Below are 9,459 nucleotides of genomic sequence, written 5' to 3'. Positions count from 1 at the left end.
CAGGCGCCGCAGCCGGAGCCCAGTGACATGATGGCGCTGTTCACGCTGAGAAAGGCGCCACGCTGCTCGGCCGCCGGCACGGTGGTCATCAGGGCCTGCATCGGAATCATGCGGCTCGATACCATCACCATAAAAAGCGGAAAGAACACGAGCAGTCCCCAGAACGGCAGATCGGGTAAATGGGTGATCATCAGGATGGGTGCGATGGATAGCAGGGCAACCAGGCGGAATACTCGCTGCTTGCCATGCCGGTCGGTCAGTGCACCTACACGGCGTGCGGTGAAGAAGGTTGCTGCGCCGCCCGCCATATAGATCCAGGAAATCTGCTGTGGCTGCACGCCATGGTTGGCAACCAGCACTGGCGAGATGAAGGGGATGATCATCATCTGCGACACCAGCATGATGAAGACCAGGGCGAAAGCCTGCATATGGGCGGGCTTGCTTATCAAAGCCAGCAGGTTCGGCACAACGCGCGACAGCGGCACCGGCGCTTGGTCCAGATGGGCACGCAATGAGGGCACCAGCCAGACGCCGGCGCCAAGCACGATAAGCGAAAACAGCACAAGCAGATAAAACGCTGCCGCCCAGCCAAGGTGGGCGCCGAGCACCACGCCGGCCGGCACTCCCGCAACCGCCGCAATCGAAAAGGCGGTCATGATCACCCCGGTGGCGGCGCCGCGGCGCTCATTCGGGATAACATCGCCGACAATCGCCATGATGATCGAGCCCATCACCCCGCCGGTCAGCCCGGCAAAGGCGCGCGAGGCCAGCAGCATCGCATAGTTGGGCGCCAGCGCGCAGGCGAGGTTGGACAGCGTGAACAGGCTGAACACCACCAGCATCAGGCTGCGGCGATCGAAACGGTCGATATAGGTGGCGGCAAACAGGCCGGATAGCCCGGCGCAGATCGAATACGCCGACACGGCAGCGGCAAAATCGGCCGGCCCGATGCGGAAGGCCTGCATGATCTGCGGCCCCAGCGGCATCATCACCATAAAGTCCATGATCAGGGTGAACTGGGTGGCAGCCAGCAACCACAGCAGGCTGCGCTCGCGGGCGGGGCTCAGTTGATACATCGGGGCTACTCCACAAACGCCGTACTACGGTCGGGCCTGGCTAATGCCGGATAGGTCTGATTGAGCCGGCCCATTGCTGGGCCGGGGCGACATCATACCCTGTCAAGCCGCATTGGCAGCGCTTCTTCGCGCTTTTTCCGGTTTGCCTTCGATGAGCATGGCGTGATGCAACCATGCCGGTGGCGAGGGCGCTAGCCGTGGAGCGAAGCGGCTTGTCCCGATGGCGGTCACGGGTATCGGGGCCGGCAAGGGCGTGCTTTGTACTTACAAAATGCTTTCACAATGCTTGCTTAGTGCTTGCTTAGTGGATATTAGCAATGCTTAATGGATGTTGATGGCGGCGTCGCTACCATGCGCGCAGGCTGCAAGGCACGCGTCTGCAGTCGCCAATCCAGAGAGCCGGCACGACCGGATTCATTATGTGGGAGCGGGGCATGCAGCGGCCAGAACAGGCAAACACGGTAGCAATGTGCCGGGCGCAACCCGGACAGTGTCGATGAGTGGCGCGCAGGCGGTGGCCGACACCGCGAGCGACAGCAGCCGCCCGGCGTTTCCCGGTTCTCCCTACACCCCGGAACACCCCGTGCCACTGCGGCTTGCCTATGCCCTGGTGTCGGTATTGCTGGGCATTTGCGCGACGCTGGGCAATGCATTGGTCAGTGTCAATATGCCGGCACTGGCCGGCTGCTTGGGCAATTATGTGGCCGAGGCCAGCCTGTTGCCGGCCATCTATGTGGCGATGAATGCCGGCGCCAATCTCAGCTTGGTAAAGGCACGCATCCAGTTCGGCATTCCCCGGGTCAGCTATGTGCTGTTGTCGCTGTATATCGCGGCTACGCTGGTCCAGATGGCGGCACCCGGTCTGGCTACCGCCGCCCTGGTGCGCGGTGCCAGCGGCCTGGCGGCGGCCGGCCTGACCACCCTTACCCTGTATTACGCCTTGCAGGCCATGCCGGTCAGCCTGCGCGCGGTCGCCATGGTGGTGGCGATCATGCTGCCATCTTTCGGCACCCCGATTGCGCGGCTGTTTCCGGTGGAGTTTCTTGCCCAGCACGCTTGGCAAGGCTTGCATCTGATCGAGCTGGGCTGCGCGCTGCTGGCCGGTCTGCTGATTACCTGCCTGCCCCTGCCCAAGAGCGATCGCCAGCCGGCCTTCGAAGCGCTCGATTTTGTCAGCATTCCCCTGTTGCTTGGCGCCATCACCTTGCTGTGCATTGTGCTGGGCATGGGGCGCAGCCTGTGGTGGGCTGATACGCCCTGGCTTGCCTGGGCCTTGATGGGCTCATTGATCCTTGGTGCGCTGGGGCTGCTGATCGAGCGGCTGCGCCAGCGCCCCTTATTGCAGCTCGATTGGCTGTACAGCGGCGAGATGCTGCGCTTTGCAGCGGTGATTTTCATGGTGCGGCTGGCGCTGGCCGAGCAGAGCTATGGCTCGGTCGGCCTTTTGTCTGCGGCCGGGCTGAACAACGAGCAGTTTCATACCCTGTTTGCGCTGGTGATGCTGGCGATGCTGGCCGGCGTGGTCGTGGCGGTGCTGACCCTGTCGGAAAAACGCCTGACCGGCCAGGTGGTGGTGGCGGCGCTGCTGATAGCCCTGGGCGCCTGGCTCGATAGCCAGTCTAATAGCCTGACCCGGCCTGAGCAGCTGTATATCAGCCAGATGCTGATCGGTTTCGGCACCAGTCTGTTTATCGGCCCGGCTCTGCTGTATGGCTTTATGCGCATGGCCCGGCTTGGGCCCTCCCATATGATCAGCTTCTTTGTGCTGTTCAGCCTCACCCAGAACATCGGCGGCCTGGCCGGCTCAGCCTTGCTCGGCAGCTATCAGACCCTGTCGGCACGTGCGCATATGGCGGCGCTGTCCGAGCACTTGCAGATGGCCGATGTGCAGGTGGCGGCGCGTATCCAGGCCGGCACGGCTGCGCTTGGCGCAACGGTGCCCGATCCGCTATTACGCAGCGCCCAGGGTGCGGCATCGCTGAGCCAGGCCATGGCGCGCGAAGCCAATGCCCTGGCCTTCAACGATGTATTTCGCCTGGTGGCGGTGTTGGCACTGCTCACCGCGCTGTATCTGGGCTTGCGCATTGCCTTCAACGCCTACCAACAACGTCAAGACAAGCAGGGAGTTTCACCATGAGCGTTACCGACCAGGCGGCAAGTTCGCCAGCCAGCGCAGCAGCCACCGCACCGCGATCGAAGAGCTGGCGCTTTGTGCTGGTAATCGGCGCGCTGTTGCTGGTGGCGCTATTGCTGATTGCCTCGGCCTGGGGCATGACGCCGTTTTCCGGCCGGGTGGAGGTGACCGACAATGCCTATGTGCGAGGTCGCACCGTGGTGGTGGCTCCACAGGTGAGTGGCTATGTGCAGGCAGTCGAGGTGGCCGATTATGCGCAGGTAAAGGCCGGCCAGGTACTGGTGCGCATCGACGATGGCATCTATCGCGCCCGGCTTGAGCAGGCAAAGGCGGCGGTGAGCGCACAGACGGCGGCATTGGCCAATAGCCGCCAGGCCCATGCCTCGCGCCAGGCAGCCACCCAGGTGCAAAAGGCGGCACATACCAGTGCGGCGGCCCAGCTCGACAAGGCGCGTGCCGATCTGGCGCGTATCGAAGGTTTGGTCAGCGATGGTTCGGTGTCGCAGCGCGAGCGCGATCAGGCGGTGGCGGCGGTCCGCGTCGCCGAGGCGCAGCTGCGCCAGACCGAGGCGACCATGGAAATCGCCCGTCAGGATGTCACCAGTGTCGAAGTCGGCCAGCACGGTCTGGAAGCACAGCTGGCCTCGGCCAAGGCGCAATTGCGCCTGGCCGAAATTGACCTGGAACACACGGTGATCCGCGCGCCGGAAGATGGTCAGCTGGGCGAGGTGAATGTGCGACGCGGCCAGTATGTGACCAATGGCACCCAGCTACTGGCCATGGTGCCGCCCGATCGCTGGGTGATCGCCAATTTCAAGGAGGCGCAGACTGCCCATATGCAACCGGGCCAGGCAGCCAGCCTGAGTGTGGATGCGCTGGCCGGTGCGCAGTTGCGCGGCACCATCGAGCGGGTATCGCCGGCTGCCGGTTCGGAATTTGCGGTGCTCAAGCCCGATAACGCCACCGGCAACTTCGTCAAGGTGCCGCAACGCATCGGCGTGCGCATTGCGCTGAATCCGAATCAGCCGCTGGTGGCCAGGCTACGCCCCGGCATGTCGCTGGAAGCGCGGGTGGAAACCGGAGGCCGGCCATGAAACGGCTGGTTCTGACCGCGCTGGCTCTGCTGGCCGGCTGCGCCGGTCCGCGCCCGACAGCGCCACTGGATACGGCTGTAACCGCGCCATCCGCCTGGCTGCAGCCGGTGGCGCAAGGCGGTGCCATCGATGCGCAATGGTGGAAGACGTTTGGCGATCCGGCCCTGGACCAGCTGGTGGAAAAGGCGCTGCGCCACAATCCCGATCTGGCCATTGCTGCGCAGCGGGTGCAGGAGAGCGCCGCCTTGCTGCAGCAGAGCCATGCTGCAACCCAGCCCAGCGTTGATGGCGTTATCGGTGCGGCCAGGCAACGCGCAGTGAGCGCTACCGGTCGCGGCCTGACCCAGACCGGCAAGCAGGCGCAGCTATCGCTCAGTTACGAGCTCGACCTGTTTGGCCGGCTTGCCAGCGCCGATGCGGCGGCCCGCGCTGCCTTGCAGGGCAATGAGGCGGCGCGCGACGCACTGCGCCTGTCGATTGCCGCATCGGTCAGCGAGGCCTACTTGGGCCTGTGCACGCTGGCGGCGCGCGAGCGCCTGCTCAATGCCACGCTGGAGGCACGCGCCAGTGCCCGCCAGCTGGTGCAGCGCCGTGCCGATGCCGGCTACACCGCGCCGCTTGATGCCTGGCAGGCCGAGGCCGAATACCAGGGCGCAGCCAGACTGATTCCCGGCATGCGTCTGGCGATGGCGCGCCAGCAGGATGCGCTGAGCGTGCTGCTCGGCGAGGCACCGCATGCCTTTATCTGCAAGACCGACCCGTTGGCGCTGCAGCTGCCTGCGGTGCCGCCGGTCTTGCCGGCCGAGCTGCTGCGCCAGCGACCCGATATCGCCCAGGCAGAGCAAGCGGTGGTGGCGGCGGATCACGCACTGGATGTGTCGCGCGCTGCCTTTATGCCGCGCATCCAGCTCAGTGCTGCGCGTGGCTTTGCCGATGCGGATGTGTTGCCGATGCCGGTGCAGACCTTCTCCTGGGGCGGCAGCGTGTTGTACCCGATCTTCGAGGGCGGGCGCCTGCGCGCCCAGGCCGATGCCGCCGCCGCGCGCCGTGATCAGGCCGCCTACGCTTACCGCAAGGCAGCCCTGAATGCATTCCGCGAGGTGGAAGACGCGCTGGCCGCCGTCAGCCTTGGGGCCGAACAGGAAGCCGCCGACGAGCGCCAGAAGACCGCGCTGGAACATACGCTGACCCTGGCAACGCGCCGCTACAAGGCCGGCTATTCGCCGTACCTGGAACAGCTCGATGCGCAGCGCCAGCTATTTGCGGCCCAGTTGGCGGCGGTGCAGAGCCGGGCAGAGCGGCTCAGCGCCCAGGTGGCGCTATACAAGGCCCTGGGCGGCGGCTGGCAGGGCGCCAGCCGCTAAGGAGGCGCTCAGCGCGCCTATGCTGACCTTGACCCCCAAAAAATCTGTAGACACAGAGAACACGGAGAACACTGAGCACACAGAGGCAAACCCGTTTCAATCCGCCTTTCTCCGTGTGCTCTGTGGTCTCGGTGCGCTCTGTGTCTACAGGTTTGTCTTTGGCTTATAGCTCCTGCAAGAAACGCCGATGTGCTTCCCAGTGTGTTTCTTTCGAGCTACTCCTGTGTGGGCTGATCAGGCTGCCGCAAGGCGTTGTTGCCAGTGGCTGCCCAGCTGGCGCGCCGCTTGCAGTACCTGGTCGCGCCCGTCGTTCGGTCGTTTGCCGGCGCGATAGGCCATCATCACCTCCCAACGCCAGGCCGGCAGATCGCTGATCGCCAGCTGGCGCAGGCTGCCGGATTGCAAATCGTCCAGCAGGCTGATTTGCGGCGCGAATACGACAAAGCCATGCTGCAAGGCCAGTTCACGCGCGGTGGTGGCCGGCTGGTTGATATGCAGGGCGCCACGGCGCTGGGTGCGTAGCAGGCGCACCAGGGTTTCGGTATCCGGCCCCCACCATTGCGGCGACACCGGCAGATCGGCCAGATCGCGCAAGGCCAGCGCGCCGGCATGGTTTGCCAGCGGGTGGCTGGCGGCCACCACGGCGACGATGGGGCTGTCGGCGAGCAATTCCAGTACTACGCCATTGATGGTGGGGCGGTTCATCACGAAGGCCAGCTGCAGGCGATGGCTGAGCACCCGCTCCATCAGTTCCGGCGAGTGGTCGACCTGGCAGAACAGTTCCAGCTGCGCGTCTTTCAGGGCAGCAATCAGCGGGCTGAACAATAGCGTGGCCAGCGAGGGCGGGCAGCCGACGCGCACGCAGGGCAGGGCGGGCGAGCCTTGGATGGCATGGCGGGCAGCATCGAGCTCACCGAGTGCGCGTCTCACTGATTCCAGATAACTCTCACAGGCAGCCGTGGCTACCGCGCCGCGCCGGTGGCGCTGAAACAGCTGGGTGCCGAGATGGCTTTCCAGCAAGGCAATGCGCTGGCTCACTTGCGGCTGCGACCAGCCTCGGGCGGCGGCAGCCTGGCTGAAGCTGCCGCGATCGGCCACATCCAGCAGCAAGGCGAGGTCGGTAAGCGAAATAGACATAAGCAATGCTTATAAGATGTATAGAGATATGGCGGATTCCATGATGATCATAACTGATCGAGAATCGCTGCGTCTCTCCCCACGATTTCCTGCCAGCCATGAAGCCCACACTGACCGAACGCCTGTTGCTGCGCGCCCCGCTCGATGCGGATTTGCCGGCCTTGCTGGAAATTTATGGCGACCCGGCGACTCATCAGTACAACCCGGCAGGTCCGCTTGAATCGGCAGAGGCGGCGGGGCATTTGCTGTGGCGCTGGCAATTGCACTGGGCACGCCATGGTTTCGGCATCTGGGTGGTGGCATTGCGTGATGCGCCGGAAACGGTGATCGGCTTTGGTGGTGTGGCGTTCGCGGGTACTGATTCGTCACCCCGTCTGAATCTGCGCTTTCGGCCTACTGCCTGGGGCCAAGGCTATGCCAGCGAGCTGGCACAGGCTGCGCTGCAGCTGGCCTTTGATCTGCGCGGCGCGACCGAGGTCAAGGCCGTGGTGGCGCCAGACAATGTGCCTGCTCGTACCCTGCTGGCGCGGCTGGGCATGCAGGAAACCGGCCAGGTGCAAGATTACCCATGGCTTCCTGCCAATCTGCGCTACAGCCTGACTGCCGCGGATTTTGTCTCAGCGCAACGGCCAGGGCTTGATGCGAGCCAGCAGATGCTTCACCAAGCACCGCGCCTTGCTGCCTGACTCAGGCTCATCCCGGCGTTCAGCCTGGCCGGCCCAGATGGTCGAGCGGCAGCGCGGTGGTCTGCTTGATCGCCTGCAGCACAAAGCTTGATTTCACATCGACCACGCCCGGGTGCTGCAGCAGGGTGTCCATCACAAAGCGCGAAAAATGCGCCAGATCTTCAAACACTACCCGTAGCAGATAATCCATTTCCCCTGCCATGGCATGGCAGGTCACCACTTCCGGCCACTGCTGCACCGCTTGCGCAAAGCCGGCAAACTGGCGTTCGCGCTTGTCCAGCATTACCCGCACAAAGGCCTCCAGCCCCAAGCCCAGCTTGGCCGGGTCGAGCAGGGCTACATAGCGGGCGATGGCGCCTTCCTGTTCCAGCCGCTTGAGGCGGCGCAAGGTGGGAGAGGGCGACAGATTGATCGCCTCGGCCAGCTCCAGATTGCTGAGCCGGCCGTTTTCCTGCAAGGCGGTGAGGATTTTCAGGTCCAGTTTATCGAGTTCGATCATTTGCTGCGCCGATTTGTGATTTGTTGGCATTTTATGCCAATGCTGCATTGCTTTGCGCTGAAATTCGCAAGCAAATTGCGCAGTTAAATTCGTATGCTTGCCGACTGATCGACGATGGCGCGCCGGCATGGCCCGGCGTCTACTACACACCGGATAGAGGACAGCAGCATGGCGGATCTTTTTGACAACCCGATGGGCTTGATGGGCTTTGAATTCGTGGAGTTCGCCTCCCCGACCCCCAATGTGCTGGAGCCCCTGTTCGAAAAGATGGGCTTTACCCTGGTGGCGCGCCACCGCTCCAAGGATGTGGTGCTGTATCGCCAGGGCGATATCAATTTCATCGTCAACCGCGAGCCGAAGAGCCTGGCCGGCTATTTCACTGCCGAACACGGCCCGGCTGCCTGCGCCATGGCCTTCCGCGTCAAGGATTCGCACAAGGCTTATAGCCGCGCGCTGGAACTGGGTGCCCAGCCTATCGAAGTGCCGACCGGCCCGATGGAGCTGAAGCTGCCGGCCATCAAGGGCATCGGCGGCGCGCCGCTGTACCTGATCGACCGCTTTGAAGACGGCAAGTCGATTTACGATATCGACTTCGAATTCATCGACGGGGTAGACCGCCATCCGGTTGGTCATGGTTTCAAGGTGGTGGATCACCTGACCCACAATGTCTACCGTGGCCGCATGAAGTTCTGGGCCGATTACTACGAGCGCCTGTTCAACTTCCGCGAGATCCGCTACTTCGACATCAAGGGCGAATACACCGGCCTTACCTCCAAGGCGATGACCGCGCCGGACGGCAAGATCCGCATTCCGCTCAACGAAGAATCGTCCAAGGGTTCCGGCCAGATCGAGGAATACCTGATGAAGTTCAACGGCGAGGGCATCCAGCATATCGCCCTGTTGTCCGACGACCTGCTCAAGAGCATCGACCTGCTGCGCGAGGCCGGCATTCCCCTGATGACCGCGCCGAAGGACACTTATTACGAGATGCTGGAAGAGCGCCTGCCTGGCCATGGCGAGCCGGTCTCCGAATTGCAGATGCGCGGCATCTTGCTCGACGGCAGCACCGAAGGCGGCAGCAAGCGCCTGTTGCTGCAAATCTTCTCGGAAACCGTGCTCGGCCCGGTGTTCTTTGAATTCATCCAGCGCAAGGGCGATGATGGCTTTGGCGAGGGTAACTTCAAGGCACTGTTTGAATCCCTGGAGCGCGACCAGATTCGCCGTGGGGTGTTGAAGACAGAAGCGTAGCCGCCCGTGCTTTTGACCCCGGCCCGAGCGGCAGCGAGGCTCCCTCGCAGCGGCGAGGGCGGGGGGAGTGGAATCAATCTGCGAAACGCCGGTTGATTCACGCTGCGGGTGAGCGCCCGGCTTTGCCGGGTGATGAGCTGACCCTCCAGACTATATTTTCAGGAATGACATCCGATGAAGATCGATCGCATCCACCACGTTGCCTATCGCTGCAAGGACGC

General features: G+C 63.5%; 8 protein-coding genes. 5 read left to right on the top strand and 3 right to left on the bottom strand.

Annotated elements, in window-relative coordinates:
- On the bottom strand, positions 1 to 1,076 hold a 1,076-nt coding region (locus ACE3OH_RS14875; RefSeq protein ID WP_374354484.1), incomplete at its 3' end, for an MFS transporter.
- Between the two features lie 496 nt (positions 1,077 to 1,572).
- Here ACE3OH_RS14875 and ACE3OH_RS14870 point away from each other — a divergent pair.
- Genes ACE3OH_RS14870 through ACE3OH_RS14860 form a run of 3 tightly spaced genes read left to right on the top strand, consistent with a single transcriptional unit; the run spans position 1,573 to position 5,668 of the window.
- Positions 1,573 to 3,213, top strand: a complete 1,641-nt coding sequence (locus tag ACE3OH_RS14870; RefSeq protein ID WP_374354481.1) for a hypothetical protein — start codon at positions 1,573 to 1,575, stop codon at positions 3,211 to 3,213.
- The gene (locus tag ACE3OH_RS14865; RefSeq protein ID WP_374354478.1) at positions 3,210 to 4,304 is read left to right on the top strand and encodes an HlyD family secretion protein; all 1,095 of its coding nucleotides are present in this window, start codon (positions 3,210 to 3,212) and stop codon (positions 4,302 to 4,304) included. Before ACE3OH_RS14870 ends, ACE3OH_RS14865 begins: the two co-directional genes overlap by 4 nt.
- Positions 4,301 to 5,668, top strand: a complete 1,368-nt coding sequence (locus ACE3OH_RS14860; RefSeq protein WP_374354475.1) for an efflux transporter outer membrane subunit — start codon at positions 4,301 to 4,303, stop codon at positions 5,666 to 5,668. The genes ACE3OH_RS14865 and ACE3OH_RS14860 overlap by 4 nt, the downstream gene beginning before the upstream one ends.
- A gap of 234 nt (positions 5,669 to 5,902) precedes the next feature.
- Here ACE3OH_RS14860 and ACE3OH_RS14855 read toward each other — a convergent pair whose 3' ends face one another.
- Positions 5,903 to 6,805, bottom strand: a complete 903-nt coding sequence (locus ACE3OH_RS14855; protein WP_374354472.1) for a LysR family transcriptional regulator — start codon at positions 6,803 to 6,805, stop codon at positions 5,903 to 5,905.
- A gap of 98 nt (positions 6,806 to 6,903) precedes the next feature.
- On the opposite strand from ACE3OH_RS14855, the gene ACE3OH_RS14850 reads away from it, so the two are divergent.
- Complete coding sequence (locus ACE3OH_RS14850; protein ID WP_374354469.1) at positions 6,904 to 7,491, top strand: GNAT family N-acetyltransferase; 588 nt, start codon at positions 6,904 to 6,906, stop codon at positions 7,489 to 7,491.
- Positions 7,492 to 7,510: 19 nt separating this feature from the next.
- Here the strand turns inward: ACE3OH_RS14850 and ACE3OH_RS14845 are convergent, their stop codons facing one another.
- Positions 7,511 to 7,990 (bottom strand): Lrp/AsnC family transcriptional regulator, encoded by a 480-nt coding sequence (locus tag ACE3OH_RS14845; protein WP_374354466.1) that lies wholly within the window; start codon positions 7,988 to 7,990, stop codon positions 7,511 to 7,513.
- A gap of 168 nt (positions 7,991 to 8,158) precedes the next feature.
- Between ACE3OH_RS14845 and hppD the strand changes: the two genes are divergently transcribed.
- Entirely contained in the window at positions 8,159 to 9,238 is a 1,080-nt protein-coding gene (gene hppD / locus ACE3OH_RS14840) for a 4-hydroxyphenylpyruvate dioxygenase (protein WP_374354463.1), read from the top strand.
- Positions 9,239 to 9,459: the final 221 nt, after the last annotated feature.

It is taken from the genome of Chitinimonas sp. (assembly GCF_041904975.1).
Classification (GTDB): Bacteria; Pseudomonadota; Gammaproteobacteria; order Burkholderiales; family Chitinimonadaceae; genus Chitinimonas.
This window is presented reverse-complemented; position numbering and strand designations above follow the sequence as displayed.